23 protein-coding genes are annotated in these 26,549 nt (G+C 40.2%); 21 read left to right on the top strand and 2 right to left on the bottom strand.

All coding sequences use genetic code 11. The features are described from left to right. The first annotated feature begins 488 nt into the window (after positions 1-488). From HNQ80_RS06875 to HNQ80_RS06945, 15 genes are all read left to right on the top strand, one after another. Positions 489-1,556, top strand: coding sequence for a LacI family DNA-binding transcriptional regulator (locus tag HNQ80_RS06875; RefSeq protein ID WP_184309522.1), 1,068 nt, complete (start codon positions 489-491; stop codon positions 1,554-1,556). Between the two features lie 33 nt (positions 1,557-1,589). Next, positions 1,590-2,627, top strand: a complete 1,038-nt coding sequence (locus HNQ80_RS06880) for a TRAP transporter substrate-binding protein (RefSeq protein WP_184309525.1) — start codon at positions 1,590-1,592, stop codon at positions 2,625-2,627. An 80-nt stretch (positions 2,628-2,707) separates the two neighbouring features. Next, complete coding sequence (locus tag HNQ80_RS06885; RefSeq protein WP_184309527.1) at positions 2,708-3,289, top strand: TRAP transporter small permease; 582 nt, start codon at positions 2,708-2,710, stop codon at positions 3,287-3,289. Beyond that, positions 3,280-4,587 (top strand): TRAP transporter large permease, encoded by a 1,308-nt coding sequence (locus tag HNQ80_RS06890; protein WP_184309528.1) that lies wholly within the window; start codon positions 3,280-3,282, stop codon positions 4,585-4,587. The genes HNQ80_RS06885 and HNQ80_RS06890 overlap by 10 nt, the downstream gene beginning before the upstream one ends. Before the next feature lie 13 nt (positions 4,588-4,600). Then, positions 4,601-5,380 carry an alpha/beta hydrolase gene (locus HNQ80_RS06895; protein WP_207726896.1) on the top strand — a complete coding sequence of 260 codons (780 nt, stop codon included), beginning with the start codon at positions 4,601-4,603 and terminating at the stop codon, positions 5,378-5,380. After that, a complete protein-coding gene (locus HNQ80_RS06900) occupies positions 5,377-6,039 on the top strand; it encodes an RraA family protein (RefSeq protein ID WP_184309530.1) in 663 nt (220 codons plus the stop codon). The genes HNQ80_RS06895 and HNQ80_RS06900 overlap by 4 nt, the downstream gene beginning before the upstream one ends. 10 nt (positions 6,040-6,049) lie before the next feature. Further along, the gene (locus HNQ80_RS06905) at positions 6,050-6,382 is read left to right on the top strand and encodes a UxaA family hydrolase (protein ID WP_330602779.1); all 333 of its coding nucleotides are present in this window, start codon (positions 6,050-6,052) and stop codon (positions 6,380-6,382) included. A 25-nt stretch (positions 6,383-6,407) separates the two neighbouring features. Next, positions 6,408-7,610: a UxaA family hydrolase gene (locus HNQ80_RS06910; protein WP_330602797.1), complete on the top strand. Its 1,203-nt coding sequence runs from the start codon at positions 6,408-6,410 to the stop codon at positions 7,608-7,610. A 29-nt stretch (positions 7,611-7,639) separates the two neighbouring features. Next, a complete protein-coding gene (locus HNQ80_RS06915) occupies positions 7,640-8,428 on the top strand; it encodes an SDR family NAD(P)-dependent oxidoreductase (protein ID WP_184309536.1) in 789 nt (262 codons plus the stop codon). Positions 8,429-8,439: 11 nt separating this feature from the next. After that, on the top strand, positions 8,440-9,840 hold the full coding sequence (gene uxaC, locus HNQ80_RS06920; RefSeq protein WP_184309538.1) for a glucuronate isomerase: 1,401 nt from the start codon (positions 8,440-8,442) through the stop codon (positions 9,838-9,840). 131 nt (positions 9,841-9,971) lie between these two features. Then, a complete protein-coding gene (locus HNQ80_RS06925) occupies positions 9,972-11,090 on the top strand; it encodes an enolase C-terminal domain-like protein (protein ID WP_184309539.1) in 1,119 nt (372 codons plus the stop codon). A gap of 42 nt (positions 11,091-11,132) precedes the next feature. After that, on the top strand, positions 11,133-12,251 hold the full coding sequence (locus tag HNQ80_RS06930) for a mandelate racemase/muconate lactonizing enzyme family protein (RefSeq protein WP_207726897.1): 1,119 nt from the start codon (positions 11,133-11,135) through the stop codon (positions 12,249-12,251). Between the two features lie 259 nt (positions 12,252-12,510). Next, entirely contained in the window at positions 12,511-13,131 is a 621-nt protein-coding gene (locus HNQ80_RS06935) for a TetR/AcrR family transcriptional regulator (protein WP_184309541.1), read from the top strand. Between the two features lie 62 nt (positions 13,132-13,193). Then, positions 13,194-15,836, top strand: coding sequence for a phosphoenolpyruvate synthase (ppsA, locus tag HNQ80_RS06940; protein WP_184309543.1), 2,643 nt, complete (start codon positions 13,194-13,196; stop codon positions 15,834-15,836). A gap of 125 nt (positions 15,837-15,961) precedes the next feature. Next, a complete protein-coding gene (locus HNQ80_RS06945; protein WP_243183025.1) occupies positions 15,962-17,221 on the top strand; it encodes an MFS transporter in 1,260 nt (419 codons plus the stop codon). A 528-nt stretch (positions 17,222-17,749) separates the two neighbouring features. Here HNQ80_RS06945 and HNQ80_RS06950 read toward each other — a convergent pair. Next, positions 17,750-18,202, bottom strand: a complete 453-nt coding sequence (locus tag HNQ80_RS06950; RefSeq protein WP_330602781.1) for a cupin domain-containing protein — start codon at positions 18,200-18,202, stop codon at positions 17,750-17,752. Positions 18,203-18,811: 609 nt separating this feature from the next. Beyond that, positions 18,812-19,261 (bottom strand): hypothetical protein, encoded by a 450-nt coding sequence (locus tag HNQ80_RS06955; RefSeq protein WP_184309547.1) that lies wholly within the window; start codon positions 19,259-19,261, stop codon positions 18,812-18,814. A gap of 697 nt (positions 19,262-19,958) precedes the next feature. Between HNQ80_RS06955 and HNQ80_RS06960 the strand changes: the two genes are divergently transcribed. From HNQ80_RS06960 to queE, 6 genes are all read left to right on the top strand, one after another. Then, complete coding sequence (locus tag HNQ80_RS06960; protein ID WP_184309549.1) at positions 19,959-20,840, top strand: VOC family protein; 882 nt, start codon at positions 19,959-19,961, stop codon at positions 20,838-20,840. A 441-nt stretch (positions 20,841-21,281) separates the two neighbouring features. Then, positions 21,282-21,947: a TetR/AcrR family transcriptional regulator gene (locus tag HNQ80_RS06965; protein ID WP_184309551.1), complete on the top strand. Its 666-nt coding sequence runs from the start codon at positions 21,282-21,284 to the stop codon at positions 21,945-21,947. A 22-nt stretch (positions 21,948-21,969) separates the two neighbouring features. After that, positions 21,970-22,668 carry an ABC transporter ATP-binding protein gene (locus tag HNQ80_RS06970; protein ID WP_184309553.1) on the top strand — a complete coding sequence of 233 codons (699 nt, stop codon included), beginning with the start codon at positions 21,970-21,972 and terminating at the stop codon, positions 22,666-22,668. Further along, complete coding sequence (locus HNQ80_RS06975; RefSeq protein WP_184309555.1) at positions 22,668-24,911, top strand: ABC transporter permease; 2,244 nt, start codon at positions 22,668-22,670, stop codon at positions 24,909-24,911. The genes HNQ80_RS06970 and HNQ80_RS06975 overlap by 1 nt, the downstream gene beginning before the upstream one ends. A 536-nt stretch (positions 24,912-25,447) precedes the next feature. Beyond that, on the top strand, positions 25,448-25,891 hold the full coding sequence (gene queD, locus HNQ80_RS06980) for a 6-carboxytetrahydropterin synthase QueD (protein WP_184309557.1): 444 nt from the start codon (positions 25,448-25,450) through the stop codon (positions 25,889-25,891). Next, positions 25,881-26,546, top strand: coding sequence for a putative 7-carboxy-7-deazaguanine synthase QueE (queE, locus tag HNQ80_RS06985; protein WP_184309559.1), 666 nt, complete (start codon positions 25,881-25,883; stop codon positions 26,544-26,546). The genes queD and queE overlap by 11 nt, the downstream gene beginning before the upstream one ends. Positions 26,547-26,549: the final 3 nt, after the last annotated feature.

Raw genomic sequence — 26,549 nt, forward strand, 5'->3', positions numbered from 1 at the left:
AGTATTCAACATCTATTGCCAATTTCCTTTTTGTGAAAAAGAAAAACCTTATCATAATTTCTTATGACAAGGTTTTGACTTTTTCAGCGGCCTCGGTTCTACCGGGGGTTCCAAAAAGCTTTGGCTATGAGTAGAAAAAAATAACCTTCTTTTGTTAGAATAGATACGGTTCGCCAACCAAATTTGAGACAAAGAGAGGTATCGTTATTTTTCTCTTGAGAGTGCTTATAAAAGCTGTATTTAATTTTATCATAGCGAATAGAAAATACAAAATACAAAAACGTTTTGGTTAATATTAATGTGGATTATAGTAAAAAAGGAATCAAAGTTATGAAAAATATATATAGCTATAAACAAAATATAGTAGTGAAAGGATTGAAATCAATAATTACTTTATGTTGGGTTAAAATGTATTGACATAATCTTCTTATAATTCTATAATGACAATATAACAACAAAAACGTTTTAGTAAATATGAGGTGACTGTTTTGAAAAAGCGTATTACTATCAAGGACATAGCTGAGAAGTCAGGTGTTTCCATAGGCACAGTACACTGTGCTTTGTCTGGAAAACCGGGAGTGAGCGAAGAAACACGATTGCGTATTCAGAAAGTTGCTAAAGATTGCGGCTATCGACCGAATGCCGTTGCAGCATCGTTAAAGCGTAAAACCATTCGTATTGCGGCAGCATTTCCAGGTCCAACTGAAGATAACAGATTCTTCTTTACTTATGTGTGGGAAGGCGTGCGTGACTATATGCGCACGATGAGTGACTTCAACGTTGAACTGCTTGAGGTGCAGTACTATGACGGCCTTAATAATCAAGCAGATGAACTCACTGATCTGTTGAAACACACTGAAGTTGATGGTTTGCTGACGATGGGCTACACGGATATTCGGGAAAAAGTGGCTATTCAGCGCTTTATTGAAAAAGAGATTCCTGTTGTTCATGTTGGTATGGACTCACCACAATCCGGAAGATTGTGCTGTGTGCAGCCCAACTATCAAATCATCGGACGCACATTGGCAGAGCTTATCATTCGCCAAACGCCAAAGGATGGGGGAATTCTGCTTTGTGCCGGAGATGCAGCAGTTCCAGCTCACTACCTAATTGCCCAGGGGTTCGATGCCTATTTGGAGGAAAAAGGACTGAAAAATCCAATCTACAAAATTCACACCAATAAAATCCAACAGGAAGATTACAATCGTATTCTTCGAGGCTTGCAGCGTGAAGAAGTGACTGCGTGTTGTAGTGTAAATGCCCGAGGCAGCGTAATGCTGGGAAAGGCGCTGATTGAAAGCGGTAAGGCTGGGCAGATGACAGCAGTAGGGAGTGACTTGTTCGAAGAAAATTTTGATTATTTACGAACAGGTGTCTTTACCAATTTGCTGCATAAAAATCCTTACAAGCAGGCATATTTAGCAGGAAAGTACCTAGTAGAATATGTCCTTCGAGGCATACGCCCGCCTATGGATACAGTCTATGTAGGCAGTGAAATCGTTTTTCAAAGCAGTATGTCGATGTATGAACACGGAGAATACAAGTTGTTATTTTAGCAGAACAAACAAAATTAAAGGGGGATCATTTCAATGAAAAAAACGCTTTCCTTGTTACTTGCGATGGTAATGCTCATGACTTTATTGTCTGGGTGCGGTGCAAAGCAAGCATCTAATACCGAAGCCAACTCTACAGCAGAAAAAGAAAAGCCTTCCTATACTTTTAAATATGCAGAATTAAACCCCGATGGACACATCATGGCTGAAAGTGGAAAACAGTTTGCCAAGCTTGTTTCTGAGAAATCAAACGGACGTATCAAAATAGAGGTATTCCCAGCTGGCCAGCTAGGTGATGAAAAAACTATGTACCAAACATTACAAATGGGTGGCGGTGCAATAGATATCGCCCGCGGGAATACCAACTCTCTTGGCGATTTCGGAGCTAAAAAATTGACATTGTTTGGATTGCCTTTTATCTTCCGTGATCGTGCGCATCTTTGGAATGTACTGGACAGTGAAATCGGAGAGGAATTCCTTGGTGAACCTCAAGAAATAGGTTCAGGTATGGTAGGACTCTTCTATCTTGATGAAGGAGCTCGACACTTCTTCACATCAAAAAAGATTGCGATTGACAGTATTGAAGACTTCAAAGGTCTTAAATTGCGTGTTCCTACAAATGACCTTATGACTGATACTGTAGGTGCTTTAGGTGTTCAATCAACGCCTATCAGCTTTTCAGAACTATATTCTGCTCTTCAAACAGGTACAGTGGATGGTGCGGAGCAACCTTACTCAGGTTACTACTCAAACAAATTTTATGAAGTTGCGCCAAACTATGTTCTAACAGGCCATACATATAGTCCTTCCATCGTACTGATGAGTGAGTCTGTATGGAGCAAGCTTGATACGGAAGATCAAAACTTGATTATGGAAGCTGCGAAAGAGACTGAAAAATGGAATCGTGAGAATATAGAAAAATTGGATAGTGAACTATTAGAACAAATTAAAGCAGCAGGTGCCAATGTCATAGAAGTACCTGACAAGACACCATATATTGAAGCAACAAAAGGTGTTGTGTCAAAATATGCTGCTGGTTCTGAAAAATACTACGATGCGATTCTAGCAAAATAGAAGACTTTCAGCAAAAAGTGGGGACAGTTCCGGCGCGGGTCCCCATTTTCATACTCAGATTAAAACAGGGGAGGTATGCTATGAAATGGGTTGCAAAGTTTTTTGATGGCGTATACTGTTTTTTTATGACCTCATGCAAGTTAGCATTTATAGGCATGGTAGTGATTACAACATATGTTGTGTTCAACAGATTTTTTATAAAAAGCAGTCTTGTATGGGGTGAGCCTATTGTGCTGATGTGCATGGTGTATATGTCTCTTGTCAGTGCAGCACTTGCTATACGAAATGATACACATATTCGTATGTCAGTGATTGATTTTATTGTACCTGAAAAGGTTGTATCTGTGATGCGCGGTGCGGCGCAAGTTGGTATATTTGGTTTTGGTGTATTTATGATTGTTTATGGATGGAAGTTTTCCATGTTGGCTGGAAGAAATACGATAACTGGTGTAGGAATTAAATCCATGTGGTTGTATCTTACCTGCCCCGCTGCGGGTATTGCAGTATGTCTGATGGAAATGGAGAGATTGATCAATTATTTTGACCGTCGTAGAAGAGGTATCATACTCCATGGTAATACTGTGGCAGATGATGCCAAAGCGTTGGTAGAAGATGCTGCAGAACAAATTCGTGAAACGGAGGGAAAAAGCAAATGGATGTAAATACAATTGCTATATTGATTCTAGTTGGTTCCTTTTTTGTTATGCTGATTTGCCGATTCCCTATCGCTTTCGCCATAGGTATTTCCAGTCTTTTAACAACTTTGTATCTGGGATTGCCACTGATGCAAATTGCACAGCTAATGGTAAAGGGTGTAAATGTATTCACGCTAATGGCAGTGCCATTCTTTATCATAGCCGGTGAGCTCATGGGGGCAGGCGGTATATCCAAAAGACTTATCAATCTTTCTAATGCCCTTGTAGGCTGGCTTCGAGGTGGGCTTGCCATGGTAAACGTGGTTGCCTCAATGTTCTTTGGCGGCATATCAGGATCTTCCACTGCAGATACTGCATCTCTTGGAACCATTCTTATTCCAATGATGAGAGAACAAGGGTACGATGATGAGTTTTCAACGAACATTACAATGACAAGTTCGGTTCAAGGACTATTGATCCCTCCTAGTCATAATATGGTCATGTATGCCATGGTGGCAGGTAGTGTATCTGTAGGTCGTCTATTTCTAGGCGGAATTGTTCCTGGAATCACCTTAGGAATTGCATTGATGGTATACAGTTACATTCTTGCTGTAAAACGAAACTATCCAAAGGGTGATCCATTTGATATCAAGCATGTATGGAAAACGCTGATTGATTCCATTTGGGGGCTTATAACTGTTATTATTGTAGTCTTTGGTGTTGTAACTGGTGTTTTCACGGCTACAGAATCTGCAGCCATTGCGGTAATATGGGCAATGTTCGTTAGTTTCTTTATTTACAAGGAACTTACACTGGCAAAAATGTGGCGAGTTATCGAACGATCCCTTGGCACTCTTGCGATCGTGATGATTCTGATTTCTACTTCGCAGGTTTTCGGATGGCTGCTGACCTACTTGAAAATGCCTGAACTGGTGGCAAACGCTATTACCAGTGTAACAGATAACAGATATGTAATCATGCTCATTCTAAATATAACGTTGTTATTACTTGGTACGATTATGGATATGTCTGCGATCATTCTTGTAGCGACACCAATATTGTTACCGATAGCGGTTGGCGCTGGACTTGACCCAGTTCATTTTGGGGTAATCATGATATTAAACCTTGGTATTGGGTTAATTACACCACCTGTAGGAGGGACGTTGTTTGTAGGTTCCGCAGTATCCGGTGTGCCTATTGAAAAATTGACGAAAACACTGTTACCTTTTTTTGTGGTTATGATAGTGGTATTGCTTATCATAACATACGTTCCAGGTATCGTAATGTATATCCCAGACTTGGTTATGCCTGTAATGGGAGGCTAAAGGAGGTTTTATATTGACCCAGTGCTTCATTAACGAAGATACAGGCGCGAGCCTTTCTTATAAGCAAATACCCAATGCAAAAGGTGCAATCATTATCTGTCCGGGAGGAGGATATCAATTTCTCTCACCTCGGGAAAGTGAACCGGTAGCCGACGCATTTTGCTCTGCAGGCTGGCAAGCATTTGTGCTTCGCTATTCAGTGGGAGAAAACTTAGGAAAGAAGCCCCTAAAAGAGCTTGCATGGGCTGTAAGGGAAGTAAGAATACGTGCTGCAGAAATGGGTTTTGAGGGAAAACCTGTGATTGTTTGCGGTTTTTCTGCAGGTGGTCATTTAGCTGCAAGCCTTGGTGTGCATTGGAACGATGATACAACCTTCGGGCCTATGACCATACATAGACCAGATGGGCTTATTCTGTGCTATCCGGTTATCACCACAGGCAAATATGGACATAAGGAAAGTATAGAAGCCCTTGCAGGAAAAAATGATGCGTCATATTTTTCCTTAGAGCATTTTATAAGCGAACATACACCGCCCACATTTTTGTGGCACACGATGAATGATGAGACAGTTCCAGTACAAAATGTAATTCTGTTTGCCCAGGGGTTGGCAACCTACGGTATTCCTGCTGAGGTACATCTTTATCCCAATGGTGTCCATGGTCTATCCCTTGCAACAGAAGCCGTAGCTGAGCCTGAAAAAGGACGCTTGCCTGATAACCATGTAGCAGGCTGGTTTGAACAATGCATTCAATGGCTCGACACTATTAAACTAGTAAAGGAGAAATATTTATGACAATCTGGAAAAATGAAGATGAAATGTTTGCTCTGATGAAAGAAAAACTATATACGCCCGTTGTTGGCGACATCCTGGATGTGATGGGATATACCCATCAGTTCATGCCGCAATATATTCGACCGTTGCAAAATGATATGAAGATAGCGGGAAAGGCATGTACAGTTCTCGAACACGATGTGTTTGGTGCACAAAAGAAGCCTTTTGGATTGTTGACAGAAGCACTGGACCAATTGGAAAAGAATGAAGTATTCGTAGCAACTGGTGCTCGAAATAGTGCTTTGTGGGGAGAACTTCTCACTGCCACTGCAAGAATGCGTGGTAGCGTGGGTGCGGTAGTGGATGGCTGGCATCGTGATACACCGCAGGTACTCAGTCAAAATTGGCCTGTATTCAGCAAAGGCTGCTGGGCACAAGATTCCAGTATCCGTACAAATGTGGTAGATTTTAGATGTCCCATTGAGATAGGACAGGTTACAATTCATGACGGCGATATTATCTTTGGTGATATAGATGGCGTCTTGGTAATTCCCAAAGAAGTTGCTGAAGAAGTGATTCAAAAATCACTTGAAAAAGCGGCAGGTGAGAAATTAGTACGAAAGGCAATCGAAGATGGCATGAGTGCCACCGAAGCTTTTGCGAAATTTGGGATACTGTAGGGAGGATATGATGAAGCAGCAAATAGCATTTCAAATTGATCCTCGTGATAATGTAGCCACTGCATTATCTGAAATAAGTGAAGGATCTGTTGTATTAAGGGGCGATTTGACTCAGGATGTAACCGATGCGGTAGAGCATATTCCAATGGGGCATAAAATGGCCCTGCGTGATATAGATCGTGATGAAGATATAATAAAATATGGCATCGTCATTGGTCGTGCAACTCAAAGTATTGCGAAGGGAAAATGGGTCCATTTACACTGTATGTGCAGTAAATATGATGAACGTTCAAGCCATCTAGATATAGTAACAGGGGCACCAAAGGACATCAAATATGAATGAGGAGGTAGTTATGGAACTAAATAATATGCAATGGCAAGGATTTGCCCGTAAGAATGGCAGCATAGGCATTCGTAATAAAGTGCTTGTTATTTATACCGTAGAATGCTCCTCTTTTGTAGCCAAAGAAATTACTCGAATCAGCAACAACATGGATGTAGAATGCGTAGGCTTTTCCGGTTGCACCGACAATGAATATGCTGTGCGTATGCTAATTTCTCTTATTCGCCACCCTAATGTCGGCGGCGTGCTTGTGATTGGACTTGGCTGTGAGTACGTTCAACCCGAATGGTTGGCCAACATCGCGGAAGAAGAGGCTAAGGAACATGCTTGGATGTTCATTCAGACAGAGGGTGGAACGAGAAAAAGCATCGATAAGGGTATCACCCTTGTACATGAAATGCTGCATGCACTCAAGGAAACGCCACGTGTACCAATGAACATGTCCGATCTTGTAATCGGTGCTGAATGTGGTGGAAGCGACTACACCAGCGGACTTGCTGGAAATGTGGTTGTAGGCCGTTTTTATGATATGCTCATAGAAATGGGAGGCACTGCTATTTTTGAAGAGATTGTGGAGGCAATCGGCCTTGTGGATTTGCTTACAGGTCGGGCCGCCAATGAGCAAGCCCGTGAGGAGATTCAATATACTTATGACAAGGCGCTGGACTATTGTAAATCTGTAAGGCAATATTCTGTCAGTCCCGGAAATTTTGCCGGGGGACTCAGCACCATAGAGGAAAAGAGTATGGGCGCCGTTATAAAGAGTGGAACAAAGCCAATTCAGGGTGTTTTGAAGGTAGCTGGCAAACCGCCGCATCCAGGACTATGGTTGCTTGACTCCACACCAGATCCCTATTGGATGCAATTTGGCATCACAAATCCCAATGATAATGAAGGTTTGATGGATCTCATATCTTGCGGTTGTCATATTGTACTCCTCGTTACAGGGCGTGGAAATGTAGTAGGCAGCGCTGTTTCTCCTTGTATAAAAATAACAGGTAACAGTGCGACATATGCACGGATGGAAGATGATATGGATTTTAATGCCGGGTTTGTTCTTGAGGGTGACTGCACCCTCGATGAATCGGCAAAATCTCTCGGGCGAATGATAGCAGATATCGCATCAGGTACATTGACAAAAAGCGAGGTACTGGGCCATAACGAGTATTTCATTCCATACAAGTATCAGGAGAAGCAAGTTACTCTGCCACGAAAATGTACGGAGTAATCGATCATATAGAAAAAGGAGGAAATAGAATGTCAATTGATCTGGCAAACTTTAATATTCAAAAAATATATTCTTTGGAAGGACAGACTGCTATCGTAACCGGAGGAGCCTCAGGATTGGGTCTTGCTATTATACGGTGTCTAGTTAGTGCAGGGGCAAAGGTGATTGTATTAAGCTCCCGAGGTCCTGAAGAGGCAGCAGAATCATTAAACGAGTTTGGTGAAGAGGTAGTATTCTACCAGTTTAATGTTACAGATACGGATCGCACCCAGGAAATGGTGGATAGGATTATCGCAGAACAAGGTCCCATTAGTATTCTCATTAATAATGCGGGTAATCACTGCAAAAAATTTATATGGGAGATGTCAGTAGAAGACTATGTAAGCGTTCTGAATGTACATCTCATTGGTGCTTTTGCACTGACGAAAGCGCTGGTACCCCATATGAAAACCCTCAATCGTGGCAGTATCATTTTTATGGCTAGCATGGCCAGTTATATCGGTCAACCTCAAATAAGTGGTTATGCCACTGCAAAAGCAGGCTATCTAGGTCTTGTCCATACCCTTACGGCTGAATGCGCTGAGTTCGGTATTCGTGTGAATGCAATTGCGCCAGGTTGGATTGACACACCAATGTTCCGTAAAGCAACTGATAATGATCCAGTGCGTTTGGCAAAAATCATGGGTCGTATTCCTGCCAAAACAATTGGTGATCCAATGGATATAGGTATGTGCGCTGCATTTTTGTGCAGCGATGCAGCTCGCTATATCAATGGGGCCTGCATTCCCGTTGATGGCGGCGGACTTATCGGTTTTTAGGGGTGAATAAAATGAACAGAAAATTTTCCGAGGAATTATTTCTTACGAACGAGACTGGCCGCAAACTATATCATACTATTGCTAAGCAAATGCCTATTATTGACTATCACTGCCATTTACAGCCCAAAGAAATCTGGGAAAACAAAGAATTTGAAGATATAGGCGAAATGTGGCTTGCCGGCGACCATTACAAATGGCGGGCCATGCGTACCTTTGGCATTGACGAAAGATATATAACTGGTGATGCAAGCTATTATGAAAAATATATGGCTTTTGCGAAGATATTTCCACAGCTCATAGGGAATCCTCTTTACATTTGGTGCGCTCTGGAATTAAAACGCTTTTTCGATATCGATGAACCTCTAAGTGAAGCGAATGCCGATGAAATTTATAATCGGACAAAGATACTGATTCGCCAAAAGGGAATGACACCTCGATGGTGCATGGAGGTGTCGAAGGTGGAGCTCGTCAGCACGACGGAAGATCCTATCGATACTTTAGAATACCACAAAAAGCTGCAGGCCGATGACACAATGAAAGTAAAGGTGTTGTCTGCATTCCGTCCTGACAAAGCTATGTTTAGTGAAAAAGCTGACTTTTCTAGCTATATTGCTAAGCTTAGCAATGCTGCCCAGGAAGACATTCATAGTTTTGAAAGTTTGCTTTCCGCATTGGAAAAACGCTTAAAATTCTTTAAGTGTATAGGAACAAATATTAGTGACAATGGTATTCCTGACTTTACATGGGCAGATTATACCTTAGAAGAGATTGAGGCTATTTTTGCTAAGGCACTTGAAGGAGAAAGGCTCAGCTCACAGGAGATAAATCAATACCGCTCGGCTTTTCTATTTGAGATGGGACGCATGTATAAACGCAATGGATTTGTCATGCAGCTCCATGTAGGAACTTATCTTGATGCAAATACCAGTAAAGTGGCTGCAATAGGCCAATCGACTGGCTTTGATTGCACCGATGATAATACCAGTGTAAAGAGCATTGGCATTTTGCTCGATCACCTAACATCCATTGATGAATTGCCAAAAACGATTTTGTATCCACTTGATAGTAGTAAGATTGAAAATTTTGCTATACTTGCTGCTGGCTTCTGTGAGGGGGGAACCCGTGCCAAAGTGCAACTGGGTGCACCTTGGTGGTTTAATGACCAGGTATATGGTATTGAGCGTCAATTTGCTGCTGCAGCAAACCTCTATCCAATCAGCTTATCAGTAGGTATGCTTACTGATAGCCGCAGTTTTTTAAGCTATCCGCGTCATGAACTTTACCGTCGTGTATTATGTAATTACCTTGGAAGCCTTGTAGAGCGCGGAGAATATTTCTCAGGCGAAGAGGAATTGAAAAGTATTGTTGAGAATGTTTGCTATTACAATGTGAAGGATTTTTTCGGTTTTTAGAATCAGAGTAAGGACAAAAGATAAAGGCCGTCTACCCAAATAGGCGGCCAAAATTATAAATATATGGCGAGTTGATTGAGTAACTGAAATTATTCCATTTAAAATAATATAGCGTTCAATAGGAGGTACTTATGAAAATAACGAAGTTTGAAACATGGTGGGTAAAACGAGATAAATGTTTTTTTGATGAAAAACGGCAGGGTAAAAGTAACATGCCGTGGGATGTTGTTGTAATAAAGATTACGACAGACACTGGTATAGAAGGAATCGCTGCGGCTATGGCTGCAAGATCGGGAGCGGTGACCGAGGCATATTTACAAGACAATATCGCACCAATACTGATGGGAAGAGACCCTTATGATCGAGAAGCCATATGGCAAGAACTATGGAATATTGACAGACACTTGTGCTTCTTTCCTGTATATCTGACAGGGCCTGTGGATGTGGCTTTATGGGATATCGCTGCAAAAGCAGCAGGGTTACCGCTATATAAATATTTAGGAGCTTATAGAAACAAGCTGCCAGTATATGCAAGTGGTCTTTTTCATGACACAGTAGAAGAATACGTGGAAGAAGCTTTATACTATAAATCTAAAGGAATTAAAGCGTACAAAGCACATCCACCAGGACCGGTGCAGAGGGATATGGAGATTCACCAAGCATTGCGGGATGCGGTGGGGGATGATTTTATCTTGTTGAGCGACCCCGTAGCGGAGTACAGCATAGATGAAGCAATAAAGGTAGCAAGGCAGCTAGAGAAGTTAAACTATTTGTGGCTGGAAGAACCTTTTAGAGATTTTGAGTTATATAAATATAAAGAACTATGTAGAACCGTGGACATACCTATTGCAGCTACGGAGACCACAAGAGGCTGTCATTGGGGTGTTGCACAGTCTATTGCACAAAATGCTGCAGATATCGTAAGGGCGGATGTATCCTGGAAGAATGGGATTACTGGAACATTAAAGATTGCTCATCTTGCAGAGGCATTCGGTCTAAGATGTGAGATACATACTACAACGATGAACTATATGGATTTAGTGAATTTGCATGTATCATGTGCCATTAGAAATTGCGATTATTTTGAGTATTTTGTCCCTGAAGACAATTTCCAATTTCCTATGAAGGGGAAGCTGCCGATAGATGAGGAAGGAATGATTATAGTTCCTGAGGAGCCAGGTGTAGGAGGAGAGTTGGATTGGGAGCTGATTGAAAGACAATGTGTATCCTATAAGAAATTAGAAGTATAGTTGTATCTTTCAAATACATTATTGAGTTCCTTAAATTGAAAAATGAAAGAAGTGTTCACTATGACTAGAATTAAAGATGTAAAAATTTATAAGGCGACTTCGCAAATATCGAAATCAATCGCAGATGCAACACACAGCATCTCTGAAATTGCTTTTTATGTTGTAGAGATTCTCACAAATAGAGGAACCAAAGGACAGGGATATTTACTGTCTTTTCATTATTCTCCTAGAGCAATAGAAGGAGCCTTAAGAGATTTAAAAACTTTTATATTAGAAAAACAGTATCATATTTACGAGACAGTTAAAATGAAAAAAGAATATGAAATAGAAACGGAATACTTCGGAAGTGTAGGAATTCAAAGATGGGCAGTATCAACCTTTAATATCGCAATGTGGGATGCATGGGGACATGAACTTAATCAACCTATATGGAAGATTCTTGGTGGAAGTAATATTAAAATACCTGTATATGGAAGTGGTGGATGGTTATCTTATACAGATGAAGAATTGTTGGAGGAAGTGCTAGATTATAAAAAGCGTGGATTTTCAGCGGTGAAGATAAAAGTTGGTTCGAAGGATATTGAAAGAGATATACAACGTATTGCAAAAGTAAGAGAAACAGTAGGAACAAATATAAAAATTATGATGGATGCGAATCAAGGAATGGATGTGCCTTCAGCCATTGAGCTTTCTAGACTGGCATCAGATATGGGGATACATTGGTTTGAAGAACCAATTGCACACGATGACTTTTCTGGTTACGAAATTATTCGCAGCAAAACAAATGTTGCACTTGCTATGGGGGAAAGGGAATATGACTGTACTGCATTAAAAGAACTTATTAGAAGAAATGCTTTAGATTTATGGCAACCAGATATCATAAGAATAGGTGGAGTAGAAGAATGGAGAAATTCAGCTGCCTTAGCGATTCTAAACAATATTCCAGTTCTGCCTCACTATTATAAGGACTATGATGTTCCATTACTTACTACAATTTCTAAGCCTTATGGAGCGGAATCCTTTGATTGGATTGATGAAATAATCGATAATCGTATGGTTATTGAAAATGGTTATGCATGCCAACGTCAAGGTAATGGTTGGGGCTTTAGGTTTAAAGAGAAGTTCTTAAATGAGGTGAATCTGGAATACCTGACAAAATAATATTAGCGTTGGAAAGCCACAATTTGTAACAAGCGAATTGTGGCTTTTCTATTGGCAAAATGCTTTTCCCTTTTTCGTTGAAGTATAGACGAGGTCATGGAACTGCTCAAACGGTTTCGTCAAAAAGATTATGTATTGAAGAAGTGAATAAAAGCCGAAATAGAGGTAAAAATATTGATAGTTATTGACCGAATCGGTTAATTGTGCTATTCTATTATCATTAACCGATTCGGTTAATGATATTTGGGAGGTGAGCCCTTTGGAGAAATTTTTAAGTTTATCCGTGGAAAAACAAAATATAATTATTGATGGTGCCCTTACATGCTTTGGCATGAACGGTTACAAAAAAGCATCTATGAGTGATATCGCTACTGCGGCTGGGGTTTCAAAAGCATTGATATTTCATTACTTCGGCACAAAAAAAGCCTTATATTTATATTTAATTGAATTATGCGGCAATATTCTTACGAAAGAAATCAATGAAAAGTTTGATAACAGTGTTACTGATTTCTTTGACAGAATTAAGCTTTTGACTGATATTAAAATTTCGGTTATGAAAAAACACCCTGCAATGCTTTCTTTTTTAAACAGTGTGTATTTTGAAAAGGAGGACGAAGTAAAAGATGATATAAAAGCTATTCTGGCAAATGGCAAAGGTGAAAATATCAGAAGCAAAATTACTTTTGATTGTATGGATACTTCAAAATTTAAAGATGACATTGATCCAACACTTGTAATGAAAATAATTACCTGGCTTACCGAAGGGTATATAAGCAAACTGACGGGAAAAACAGCGTTTGATTTTGATGCCTTATCCAAAGAATTTGATGAATGTATCAATCTGTTTAAAAAGAATTTTTACAAGGAGAAATATTTATAACATAATGTTGATTTGCCCAAAACTGCTTTTTATCAATAAAAATAATAGAAAGGAGAATCGGTATGAATTCATATGTGCTTGGCTTTCAGGAAATCGATAAAACAAAGCTTGCGATGGTCGGGGGCAAAGGTGCCAATCTGGGGGAACTATCCAGAATTGATGGAATAAGAGTGCCGGAGGGCTTCTGCGTCACTACCGAAGCATATAAAAGAATCATCGGACAAACACCAGAGTTTAATGCTCTGCTGGAGCAGCTATCCCTCTTAAAGGCAGAGGACAGGGAAAGAGTTCGTGAAATTAGCGGTAAGATACGCAGCGTCATCGAAGGGACAGCAATTGCTAAGGATATGGAAGAAGCAGTTACCCGTCATCTTACAAAGCTGGGAGATAAAAATGCCTATGCTGTGCGTTCCAGTGCTACGGCGGAGGATCTGCCCACGGCATCCTTTGCGGGACAGCAGGACACGTATTTGAACATTATAGGAAAGGAAGCCATACTGAAACACATTAGCAAGTGCTGGGCATCACTTTTTACCGATCGTGCCGTAACCTATCGTATTCAAAATGGATTCGACCACAATAAGGTCCATCTGTCGGTAGTCGTCCAGAAAATGGTTTTCCCAGAAGCGGCAGGAATTATGTTTACAGCTGACCCGATCACATCGAATAGAAAGGTTGTGTCCATCGATGCCAGCTTCGGTCTGGGTGAAGCATTGGTTTCCGGGCTGGTGGATGCTGATATTTATAAAGTACAGGAGGGTAGAATTGTCGATAAGAAGATATCGACGAAAAAACTGGCTATTTATGCATTGAAAGAAGGGGGCACGAAGGAACATCATCTAGGGCCCGACCAACAGAATAAGCAAACGCTAACGGACGAGCAGATTTTGCAGCTTGAGAAAACAGGCAGAAGAATTGAGGCGTATTTTGGCCGCCCTCAGGACATCGAATGGTGTCTTTATGAAGGTAAATTCTATATCGTTCAGAGTCGTCCCATTACTACCTTGTATCCTCTGCCAGAAGTGAAGGATGGGAAAAATCATGTCTATATGTCCCTCGGTCATCAGCAGATGATGACGGATGTCATGAAGCCGTTAGGACTGTCCCTTTTCCCGATTTGGCTTAAGAAGATTACAAGTGCTCCCATGGTGGAGGCCGGCGGGCGGATGTATATGGACGTCTCCTATGAGCTTGCTTCGCCCACAGCATCAAAGATTTTTGTCAAGAGCGGTCTCGGTTCGATAGACATCTTGATACAGAAAGCACTCACCAATGTCCTGAAAAGGAAGAACTATATTAAAACACTGGTCCGCGGAAAGACGTCAATGGGCCTAAGCGGCGGCTCGATGGGACAGGTGGTTTCCGGCTTCATGCAAGCGAGAAAAATCGAACGGGAGAATGATGCCGGTCTCCTACACAAAGTTTTTGCCAAGCATGATGTGCAAGTTCGTGACCTGGAGCAAAGGATCAACGGCAAAACGGGAATCGACCTGTTCGATTTTATTCTGCAGGATATGGATGAAGCCTATAAGTCTATCGTTTTGGACAACTACGGCGTGGGCATTGTCGGTGTATTTGCTCCCAACTGGCTTAAGAAAAACATGAAGAAATGGCTGGATGAAGAGGACGTTACCGATATCCTTACGCAATCGCTCAGCAACAATGTCACCGCAGAAATGGGGCTTGAGCTTTTGGATGTGGCGGACGTGGTCCGACAATATCCGGCGGTACTTGAATATTTTCAGCATGCCGACGATGAGGCCTTTTTTGAGGAACTGGGGAAGCTTGAGGGCGGCAAAGCTGTCAGCGATTCCATCCGGAGCTATCTGAGGAAAAACGGAGGGCGTTGCCCCGGGGAAATCGATATAACGAGGCCGCGATGGGCTGAGAAGCCGACGATGCTGATTCCTCTGATTCTCAATAACATCAAGAATTTCGAGCCGGGTTCCCATAACGTTATATTTGAGCAGAAGCAGCGAGAAGCGGAGCAAAAGGAACAAGAGCTGGTCAAAAAATTGCAGAAGCTGCCCGGCGGCAGGCAGAAGGCGGAAAAGACAAAAAAGAAGATCAGCGTTATGCGAAATTTCATCGGTTTCAGGGAATACCCCAAGTATGCGATGATGCAACGTTTCTTGGTTTATAAGCAGGCTTTAAAGAAAGAGGCCGCCCTGCTAGTACAAAAAGGACTGATCTGGGAGCAGGAGGATATCTATTATCTCACCTTTGAGGAACTGCGGGAGGTTATCCGTACGAACCAGCTGGATTACAGCATCATCACGAAGCGAAAGGCGGATTACGAGGTCTATGAGAAATTGACGCCGCCTCGTGTAATGACATCCAATGGTGAAATCATCACCAGTGAGTATGACACCAGCAATATCCCTCAAGGTGCTTTGATGGGGGTCCCTGTTTCATCAGGTATCATTGAAGGGCGGGCGAGAATCGTTTTAAAACTGGAGAATGCCGACATTGAAGAGGGTGATATACTGGTAACAGCCTTTACTGATCCCAGTTGGACGCCGCTATTTGTATCGATTAAAGGCCTGGTTACGGAAGTAGGCGGGATGATGACCCATGGCGCTATTGTTGCAAGGGAATACGGTCTTCCCGCAGTAGTAAGCGTAGAAAATGCTACCAAGCTGATTAAAGATGGGCAAAAGATTCGGGTAAACGGAACAGCAGGATATGTGGAAATCCTAGAATAGTGAACATTGTTTTCCCTGTAAATGAAGAGATCAATAAGGTAAAATCATAAAGGAAACCCTTTCAGAGCCATTTTGGCATACAAAAAAGAACCAAGGCAATGGAATTATAGAAAGAGGTGACGTAGTTGGGGAAAAATGGTAATAAGATTGAAAATACAAATCTTATGTTGTTCTTTCTTGGGAGGATGGTTTCTGATACGGGATCAAGCATCCAAATGGTGATTATGCCATTGTATATCATTGATGCCGGCGGTTCAGCGGCTACCGTAGGATTGTTTACTTTCTTATATTTAATGCCAGCTCTCCTCGTCTATCCCTTTGCTGGAGTACTTGGGGATAGGCTGAACCGGAAGATAATTATGGTAGTAACTGATTTATCCAGTGCCGTGGTAATACTGGGCTTGGCTTTGGGTGCGTATACGAATAGAATGAATCTGACTTTGCTACTGTCAGTGCAGATCATTGTTTCTTTGCTATACGGTCTATTTGACCCGGCAACGAAAGGGATGCTGCCCCAGTTGGTAACGAAGGAAGAACTTACCCGGGCCAACTCCACCCTTGCAACCCTCAGGATATTGGCCAATCTGTTAGGCCCTGTCATTGGTACTGCCCTCTATGCAAGCAAGGGTATTACAGTGGTGCTCTTTATTAACGGGATCTCATTTTTGCTGTCGGGGATCAGTGAGCTGCTGATAAGATATAAGTATGTTAAACGAGAGTCAGCCCAGGGTGTGTCTGGATTTGTTGAGGATTTGTCCAAGGGTGTCAGCGTTATGTTAGCGAATAAAGTAATCATTAAACTATGTGGTTTTTCACTGGCAACATTCGTTTTAATCCAACCAGTATATAGTACAGTGTTGCCGATTTTTTTCAGAACACAGTTGGCGTACTCCGACACACAGTATGCCTATATGCAAATGGTAATCGTATTGGGAGCGTTGTTAGGAAGTATTCTGGTGGGGCTGCTGTTCGGCAAGGAAAAGAACGTGACAAAACCTCTGGTAATCGGCTGCAGCTTGCTCATGGGCACAATGCTGACGTTTTCGATTTTGCTGTTTCCCAACATTTTATCTTTCATAGGGAATGGCACGGTTTTGTATTTTGCATTGCTGATAGTAGTTCTTAGTCTATTAACTACAGCATTCATGTTTATCAATGTTCCAATACAGACCCTTATTCAAAGGGCAACGCCCAACGAATACATGTCCCGTGTGTTTTCTATCGTTGGAATGATTACCAAAGGAGGCTTACCCCTTGGTGCCTTAGTATATGGAATTGTCCTAAGTGGTGTTGAGATGCATTGGGCTGTGCTGGCAGCTACTCTAATGATGATGCTAATTTCAGTTAAATTTTTTGTCTCATTTTTAAAAGCCCATGATCTTTAATAAAAGGCTCCATTACACAGAATCATAGGGACAGGTATCTCGATTTAATTCGAGGTACCTGTCCCTTGTAGCATATATATTAATCCACTAGACGAAATTGAGGATATTGAGAAATATTTGTGAACAGGCTGGATGCATTAGCAAAATATATAGGATTCAGCAATGGATATAGCCATAGTACCGCCAGGGTTATCTGCTAAGGTTCAGATTAACTTTTATCAGAATACGGAGGACGCTGTGTTTAAGGTTTTTGGAGTGGAATAGGTAGGTAATGTTCGGCGTAGATCGGACTGTTTTGTATATTATTAATTATGAAATTTAAATATTTGATTTAGACAGATAGCTTTCCAAATCTTTAGAATAACGATCGGCATAACAAATGTGTGCTAGTATTATTTTAGACTTAAGTGAGTATTGAAGTGTGCTTTATAATATTTTTTCTTGCCATAAAAAACAGCTTTCTATGATAATTTGATTTTCTCATAGAAAGCTGTTTTTACAGGCTTTTTTCACAGTTACTTTTGATATTTAGTGGTCGTGGTGCTCTTCAGCGGCTTCTGCAATAGCTTTCGTTTCATGAACGGTACCTCGCGGATGCTGTGGTGGTGCATAAATAGAATACAGTTTAAGTGGTTTATTGCCTGTATTGATCACATTGTGCCACTTTCCAGCAGGTATGATGATCGCAAAATCATCATAGACTTTTTCTTGAAAATCCAACTTATCTTTTCGGTCACCCATTTTAACAATTCCTTGACCTTCTTCAATACGTATGAATTGATCAAGGTTGGGATGAATCTCTAAACCTATGTCTTCCCCAACCTTGATGCTCATCAAAGTAAGTTGCAAATGGCTTCCTGTCCATAAAGCGGTACGAAAAGTATCGTTTTGCTTAGTAGCCTCCTCAATATTAACTACAAAGGGTTCTGGTCCATAATCCTTTAATTTAGTAAGCTGTTTCGAAAAGTCTGCGTTATACATTGAGGTGTTAACCCAGCTAGGATATAGGTAAGGGCTATAAACATGATACGTATTGTGTGGGTTATAAAATGGTGTATTCACATAGTAAGGACATGGATATGGTTTATAAACATTATACATATTGTTCATTCCTTTCATAGTCTTATAAAATTATCCTATGCCCTATGTTAAGAAAATGTGTTTTGATCCACAGGAATATTGTGATATGGCAGGGGATGGTTCCTTGACATACTATGATTTCAACGAAGTTGTGTATATGCTAACTGCTACATACCATGGATGTGGAGTAGTGTGTAGTGAAGATTGGGAAGAAATAGTCTCATAATAGAGATTCTAGAGGACTTCAAACAAATACTAAAGTGTATTGATAAGATATGATCATCATATGACACATTAACGGAAAAACATGGCAGTATAAAGAAGGAAGATTCAAAAAATAAAAATCATAGGCTTTGATGAAAGGCCTAATAGAGAGAGGAATATTTATTATACGGTCATAAAAGTAGCAGATGAGTTTGTAATTTAAACGAGAACCGTGCCAAGGAGAATATGAAAAGAATCTTAAATCTGCGTCGGCTTAAGATCCTTTTTAGTACATAAAGCAATAATTCACGATTCATTATGATTGGCTTTGTGGCGGGTTTTCTTTTTCTCTATTTGGATAAGGCTACCAAACCCGATGATACTGGTAAACAGAGAAATTCCTATGCTATATACACCTAGGATGCTAATCATGGCTAAAGGCTTGCCCTTCACTAGGATATATAGAGCGCCGGCGATACCTATCAGCAGGGTCACTATGAAGCAGAGATTGGGGGTTAAAAATTTTTCAATAGCGTTGTATATCATGATGAGTGCCACAACAAATAAAAGATCTATATTTAATAATAGCTTGATGACAGGTAAGAAGAAAACGAAGCGGTTGGATATACCTAATGCATATTTGCCATATTCCACGAGTGCAGCTATATTCAGTAAAAAGAAAGCAGAGAAACCTGCCAAGCCTATATAATTGATAAAAACGTGACTGCTTGTTGATAGCTGAAATAGTTTTTTCATTTGCATTTCCCCCTCAAAACCAAAATAAAGCTAAGTCATACAACATAATCCATATCCATTTGAATCATATCTAAATGTTAATATATATTTGCTTGTCCATAAAAATATGACAAGAAATAAAAGTCATAGAAGAATCGCATATATAGTCATGCCTAAATAAGAATCACTCTTCTGATCTGTAGGATACTATATACGATTAGGTGGATTTTTATGTATTTCGAAAAAGAGAAGAATTTCCTGGACAAACGATTATTGTCCACAATAAAAAGCCTGTACATTTTTTGTGTTTATTAAGCTGCTTCAAAGGTATATATAATTTAAATTCATGAATTAACAAAAAGGTATAAATTATTAACTTGGGTTAGTAAAATTATGAATCGAAAATTTGCACAACTCAAGTTAATTACTATACAGAGATAATAAAATAGAAATAATTGAAACCTTTGAAGCAGAAGATACCTATTCAATTGAGCAGCAACAGCAAGGATGGCAGGCCATCTTAGATAATTTTAAAAAATATACGGAAGGAACCTCATCAAGATAACATATAAAAGAGTAAGACCAATAATGATGATGTACATTTAAGGTATTGCATACTTTGTATCTGGAGATAGTTTTGGTAGTATATTAGATCCATTTAGGTTAAATGGTCAATTGTGGCTAAAAATAGGATAGACGTAATAAGGAGGATAATACTATGCAGAAAATAATTCCACATTTATGGTTTGACAAAGAAGCAGTAGAAGCTGCCAAATGGTATGTCAGTTTGTTTGAGAATTCGAGGATCATTAATATTGCTACGATTCCAGATACCCCATCAGGAGATACTGAACTTATTGATTTTCAACTTGCTAATCTTAGATTCTCAGCAATCAGTGCAGGTCCGTATTTTACATTCAATCCAGCGGTTTCTTTAATGGTAGCTTGTAGTACTAGAGAAGAGGTGGATAGATTACATGCTAATCTGTCTTCTGGTGGGACAGAACTCATGCCTATAGGTGAGTATCCGTTCAGTAGACGGTATGCATGGGTACAAGACAGATATGGTCTAAGCTGGCAACTCATGTTAGTTGAAAATGTGGAAGAACATCAAAAAATAAGACCGACATTACTGTTTACTGGAGACGTATGTGGTAAAGCTGAAGATGCGATTGACTATTATGTTTCAGTTTTTGAAGAATCTAAGAAAGGCTTCATAAACCATTATGCAGTCGGTGAAGCAACAGATACAAGGGCAAAAACAAACTATGGAGAGGTGAATATCTGGGGAACTCAATTAATAGTTATGGATCATGGATTTGGTGGAGATTTTACTTTTAATGAAGCTTTTTCTTTCATGGTACTTTGCGAAAACCAAGAAGAAATAGATTATTTTTGGGATAAACTTTCCTTTGTTCCAGAGGCTGAACAGTGTGGATGGGTCAAAGATCAATTTGGATTGTCTTGGCAGATTACACCTACTCATATGAACGAAGTTTTAGTGAAAGGTACAAAAGAAGAAGTAAAACGTGTGACAGAGGCATTTTTGAAAATGAAGAAGTTTGACCTAGCTGCACTGGAAAAGGCACAGTTAGGGTAGTTGCTTTAATAGCAAACTGCCCGTGATATGTTGAATTACAAGAGTGACTCGTATATGCTAACTGCAACACACCATCCATGTGGAGTGTGTCGTGAAGATAGTGAGGAAATAGATTAAAAAAACTATATTATGATTTTAAGTGAATAGGAAAAAATCCCTCAGCTGAATTAGCTGAGGGATTTTTTCCTATTTTAAATGGGGATGAAATTTCTCAGAATAGAGGCGGTTGATTTCTAAGAGTCTCGCTGAGAAATAAAAAAGTGGTTTAAATCGGGGAATCTTCATGGGAATACCGCTAAGTTTTTAGGCTACAATAATTATTGATTGAAAAGATATTCTAAAAACTTACATAAACCCTATTGACTTAAAAGTCAATGAAGTTTATACTATAAATACATTATTGACTTTTAAGTCAACGATGTAAGATAGGGGGGAAAGTGCATGGTACGAAAGAATAAAGATGCTGAATTTATTTGTGAATATGAAGTCAAAGACCATAAAATCATGACCATGGAAGAGGAGAAGCGTGAACGAGTTATCGCAGCAGCATTAAAGGAATTCAATAAAGGGTACCATTTAGCAAATATAGATGAAATCATCAAAGAAGCAGGAATATCCAAGGGGTTGATCTTTCACTATTTTGGCTCAAAAAGGGGGTTGTTTCTATTTTTGCTGAAATATTCTGCTGAAATTATGAACAATGAATATTCTAAGGTCATTTTAAGCAGTAGAGATTTTCTGGAAAATGTCAGGGTGGTATCTAAGCTTGCCATGGAAATGACATTTCAGTATCCAATCATGTTTGGATTTGTAGCGAAAGCGATTTTTGTTCTTAATGAGGTTTTTCCTGAGGGTTTACCTAAGGATATACCTAATTCTAATAGAACACTGCTACAGCAAATTCTTAAAAAATCTGATAAGGCATTGTTTAGAGATGATATTGATTATGACAAGGCGCAAAACATTATTATGTGGACGGCGAATGGTTTTTCTGAAAGCCTGCTTCAATATGGAGATGAAGCGGAAAACTATAAAATTCATATTGACGAGATAATGAAAGAATTTGAAGAATATGTGGAACTGCTTCGCAAGCTGATTTATAAATAAAACGGTAAGGAGGAACAATAATATGTTTATTGAAGTTTCAAATTTGAAGAGGAGCTATACAACTGGGGTCGTTAAAACTGAAGTGTTGAAGGGCATCGCAATGAATTTAGGAAAGGGGGAAATCGGTGTTATTCTAGGACCCTCCGGCTCAGGAAAATCCACACTGATGAATATCCTCGGCGGCATTGACCGCGGTGACAGCGGCCGGGTCTCTGTTGACGGGGTAGAGATAAACAATTTGAATGATGATCAGTTGACGGATTATAGACGTGAGGATATTGGTTTCGTCTTCCAGTTTTATAACCTGGTTCCCAACCTTACAGTGGGGGAAAACATTGAAGTCGTTTCCAACATCAGCAAATCACCTCTGAACATTGATGAAGTTTTAGCGGCGGTGGGAATGCAGGATAAAAAGCACCGCTTCCCCAGGGAACTGAGCGGCGGTGAGCAGCAACGGGTCTCCATTGCCAGGGCGATTGTCAAGAATCCAAAGCTGCTGCTTTGTGACGAGCCAACCGGGGCCCTTGATTTTTCAACTTCTCGAAGCATCCTACAACTTCTGCAGCAGGTGAACAAAAAATACGGAACAACCATTTTGATGATAACCCATAATGCTGCGATTGCCGCTATGGCCAACAGAGTATTTAAGGTGAGGAGCGGAGAAATCGTAGAAGCAGTGGTGAATCAAGTGACTGTTCCTGCGGAAAGGATTGAGTGGTAATGGCGCTAAATAAGAGAGTTTTTCGGATATTGAAAGAAAACATACTGCGATATATTGGTATTCTTATGCTTATCATCCTTGGAAGCTATACGTTTGTTTTGGCGGCAGGGCTTTCACAGAATCTCGATACCCTGGTCACCACGTTTACAGAGAGACATATGCAGGAAGATCTATCCTTTTCAACAGATAGAGCTATTTCTGATAGGGCAGAATTAGAAAAAGGGTTTAACGCTATCATCGATGAGTATATGAGCTTTGACGCTAAACTGTCCGACACCCTTACCCTGCGGCTCCTCAGTGAAACAGAAAAGCTGAACATCCCCGCTATTATAGAGGGACGGGGGCTTTCAGGTTCAGGGGAGATTCTACTTGACCCTGCCTTTGCCGAAGCGAACGGCTATTCTGTGGGAAGTCAAATAGAAGCAGCGGGTAAACAATTCACTGTGGTGGGTTTTGTATCCTTGCCCCACTATATCTATCCGTTGAAAAACGTATACGATATCATGGTTTCACCCGATAATTTTGGTGTAGGTGTTATAAACCGCGAGGAATTTGCGGATATAGACAATGCTGCCACTATTTATTCCGTCAGGTTTCATGACAGAACCCAAAGTCTCAATAAACAGGCGACGCAACTTCGGGAGCGCTTACACGCAGAAGGCATAACAGAGTCTGATTGGATTGACATTATGAACAACAAACGGGCAAGAATGGCTTGGGCATCTATAACCGGTTTAAAAACCATGAGTGTCCCGCTACCTGCGGCAATGTTTCTTTTGTGCTGTTTAATTATCGGCATCACGATATGGCGCATGATACGCCATGAATCGGTGATCATCGGAACATTCTACGCCCAAGGCTACCGGAGGCGTGAGTTAATGCGCCACTATATGGCCATTCCTCTGCTGCTGGCTATTGGGGGCGGCGTGATTGGAAGCGTATTGGCGCTGCCGTCCATTGAACCGTCAGTTATGGCTATGGTTTCATACTATAATGTTCCCGTTACAAACATTGAACTAAGTGCTTTGAATGTCTTAATTGGAATACTGACACCTGTGCTGTTTTTGGGTGCCAGCAGCTATCTGGTTATCCGTTTGGAATTGAAACGTTCTCCGGCGGAGCTTATGAAGGGTGACAAACAAAAAACCAAGGTTAACGCATTAGAGCGGGCGTTTAAGCTGGAAAGATTTAAGTTCAGCACAAAATTCAAGCTGCGGGAGCAGCTAAGAAGCATCTCACGGCTTTTGTTTCTGTTCTTGGGTGTTACCAGCGCGTCTGTCCTCATGCTCTTTGGTTTCACTATTATGAACTCCATGAACCATGCATTCAACACCGTTTCAGACGTATACCAGTTTGAATACGAATACGCCTTCAGAGATCTACAATTCGGTGAAGCACCGGAAGGAGCAGTGGCCTTTAATGCAGGAAGGTTCTATCCTGAAAACAACGAGGGAATTGAGTTTTATATAACTGGGATAGAGTCAGATTCAACGATTGTGACGCTGAAGGATAGTAAAGGAAATCCCATTTCTAATAACCAAACAAATATCACAAAGCCTTTGGCCAACCGATTGGGAATTAAGGCCGGGGACACCGTAACCTTCATAAACAAAGAGAATGGGAAGCCCTACACCTTTCATATTGATGCTGTTGCCGATTCCTACGTCGAGCAATTTATATATGTGCCAATAACAGAGTTTAACAAAAAACTGGGGTTTCCGGAAAACAGCTATATGGGGCTTTTTAGTACAAAAAAACTTGATATTCCTGACGAAAAGCTATCAGGAGTAAAATCCATGAGCGAGGTTAGTGGAATGGATGAACTGTTAGGGCAGATGGTTTCCATGGTAGCATTGATGACTATTGTCTCCAGTATTGTGGCCTTGATTATTCTCTATCTTGTAACTTCGTTGATTATTGAGGAAAATAGAAACACCATATCGCTTTTCAAGGTATTTGGCTACCGCCGTCGAGAGATTAAGTCCATGATACTAAACAGCTCCACCTTTGTCATAGTAGCTGGATTTATTATCAGCATTCCTATTATGGCAGCGTCGATGGATGCAATGTACGGCTATCTTGGCAAAATGATTAATTTAGTGCTGCCAACCATTATTAGTCCTCTTTATGTGGTTGTCTGCTTCGTGGTCATCATGTTAACCTATCACCTTAGCAAGCTGCTGTGTGCAAAGAAGGTGAACACAATTTCCATGAGTGAGGCACTAAAAGCAGGAATGGAATAGAAAAAGTCTATCTCTATTGAGGCCGCAGTAAAAGGTACTGCGGCCTCAAACTTTAGTTTTTAGCAGTACAGCCATATTGATCATTTATGAAAAGGGTAGACTAGTAGATGTTCATATCAAAGGTATTTGATATTTATAGTTATTGAGAAGAGCTGCGTACATTCGTTACAACTTGACTTGTTAGATATCTTATTGTAAACTTAGAAAGTAAAAATAATACAGACAGTTCGTAACCATCCTGTCTATAAACAAAACTAGGACCTAACTATCAGTTTAAGTAGTTATTTTGTTTAAGGGCATTTATGCCCTTTTTTATTTGCAAAAAACTATTGAAATTGAACAAGTATAATTTATAAAACCTCGAAAACATACAGGAATCATAATAAAAAAATGGGATTAACAACCATAGTACCAGGTGAAGTTCTAATTGGGGTGAGATATACTCCTATAACCTAAATAATAGTTTTATACTTTCAAAGAATCGGATGCTGCTATTACGCGAATAAGTTTTTAAGCTAAGATTAGGAGGAAAAAATATGTATATTTTGAAGGCTGAGCATAGTTTTGATAGCGCTCATTTTCTTGCGAAATACGAAGGAAAATGCGGAAACATTCACGGTCATAGATGGAAGGTTGAAATTGAGATACAGTCAGAAGCATTGGTTAACGGCGGTCAACTGGACGGTATGGTAATAGATTTTGGAGACTTGAAAAGGGATGTTAAGGCTATGGTTGATTATTATGACCATGCACTCATAATTCAGAAGGGGACGATGAGGGAAGAAACCTTGCGTTGCCTTAGGGAAGATGGATTTCATATAATAGAAGTTAATTTTAGACCAACAGCAGAAAATTTCGCATTTATATTTCATGAAACAATGAAAAATAAGGGTTATAACGTAAAAAGAGCTATAGTCTATGAAACACCTACGAATAGTGCTGTATATGAAGAAAGCGGGGGCAATTCAAGTGGATTTTAAGGTGGTTGAAAAGTTTGTCAGCATTAATGGAGAGGGTCGCCATTGCGGGCAACTGGCAGTATTCATAAGATTTTCAGGTTGCAATCTGAATTGTAGCTATTGTGATACAGCTTGGGCTAATGAAAAAAATGCACCCTATGAGTTAATGTCATCAAAGGATATTTATGAGTATATCAAATCAACTGAGGTTAGGAATATAACCTTAACAGGAGGAGAACCTCTTTTGCAAGAGGGAATCATTGAACTATTGAAAGTTTTATCTAAGGATAAAGAGCTTCATGTTGAAATTGAAACCAACGGAAGTGTATTATTGGATAAATTTTCGAATATAGCAAATCCCCCGAGCTTCACTATGGATTATAAGCTGCCTTCAAGTAATATGGAAAACAGAATGGTATTAGACAATTTTAATTATTTAACGAGTAAGGACACCATCAAATTTGTATCAGGGAGTATTGAGGATTTAGAGAAAGCTAAAGAATTAATAAACAAATATAATCTAGTAGATAAAACTAGTGTATATATAAGTCCGGTGTTTGGAGAAATTCATTTAGACAGTATCGTGGAATTTATGAAAAATAATAAAATGAACGGGGTTAACTTACAGGTACAGCTCCACAAGATAATATGGGAGCCGAGCAAGAGGGGGGTATAATAT

The organism is Anaerosolibacter carboniphilus, assembly GCF_014205875.1.
Lineage (GTDB): Bacteria > Bacillota > Clostridia > Peptostreptococcales > Thermotaleaceae > Anaerosolibacter > Anaerosolibacter carboniphilus.

Bases quoted from the DNA above. Each gene is read 5' to 3' on its own strand.
- HNQ80_RS06880 (WP_184309525.1), top strand. From the start codon at position 1,590: ATGAAAAAAACGCTTTCCTTGTTACTTGCGATGGTAATGCTCATGACT.
- HNQ80_RS06885 (WP_184309527.1), top strand. From the start codon at position 2,708: ATGAAATGGGTTGCAAAGTTTTTTGATGGCGTATACTGTTTTTTTATG.
- HNQ80_RS06890 (WP_184309528.1), top strand. From the start codon at position 3,280: ATGGATGTAAATACAATTGCTATATTGATTCTAGTTGGTTCCTTTTTT.
- HNQ80_RS06900 (WP_184309530.1), top strand. From the start codon at position 5,377: ATGACAATCTGGAAAAATGAAGATGAAATGTTTGCTCTGATGAAAGAA.
- HNQ80_RS06905 (WP_330602779.1), top strand. From the start codon at position 6,050: ATGAAGCAGCAAATAGCATTTCAAATTGATCCTCGTGATAATGTAGCC.
- HNQ80_RS06910 (WP_330602797.1), top strand. From the start codon at position 6,408: ATGCAATGGCAAGGATTTGCCCGTAAGAATGGCAGCATAGGCATTCGT.
- HNQ80_RS06915 (WP_184309536.1), top strand. From the start codon at position 7,640: ATGTCAATTGATCTGGCAAACTTTAATATTCAAAAAATATATTCTTTG.
- uxaC (WP_184309538.1), top strand. From the start codon at position 8,440: ATGAACAGAAAATTTTCCGAGGAATTATTTCTTACGAACGAGACTGGC.
- HNQ80_RS06925 (WP_184309539.1), top strand. From the start codon at position 9,972: ATGAAAATAACGAAGTTTGAAACATGGTGGGTAAAACGAGATAAATGT.
- HNQ80_RS06930 (WP_207726897.1), top strand. From the start codon at position 11,133: ATGAAAGAAGTGTTCACTATGACTAGAATTAAAGATGTAAAAATTTAT.
- ppsA (WP_184309543.1), top strand. From the start codon at position 13,194: ATGAATTCATATGTGCTTGGCTTTCAGGAAATCGATAAAACAAAGCTT.
- HNQ80_RS06950 (WP_330602781.1), bottom strand. From the start codon at position 18,202: ATGTATAACGCAGACTTTTCGAAACAGCTTACTAAATTAAAGGATTAT.
- HNQ80_RS06955 (WP_184309547.1), bottom strand. From the start codon at position 19,261: ATGAAAAAACTATTTCAGCTATCAACAAGCAGTCACGTTTTTATCAAT.
- HNQ80_RS06960 (WP_184309549.1), top strand. From the start codon at position 19,959: ATGCAGAAAATAATTCCACATTTATGGTTTGACAAAGAAGCAGTAGAA.
- HNQ80_RS06965 (WP_184309551.1), top strand. From the start codon at position 21,282: ATGGTACGAAAGAATAAAGATGCTGAATTTATTTGTGAATATGAAGTC.
- HNQ80_RS06970 (WP_184309553.1), top strand. From the start codon at position 21,970: ATGTTTATTGAAGTTTCAAATTTGAAGAGGAGCTATACAACTGGGGTC.
- HNQ80_RS06975 (WP_184309555.1), top strand. From the start codon at position 22,668: ATGGCGCTAAATAAGAGAGTTTTTCGGATATTGAAAGAAAACATACTG.
- queD (WP_184309557.1), top strand. From the start codon at position 25,448: ATGTATATTTTGAAGGCTGAGCATAGTTTTGATAGCGCTCATTTTCTT.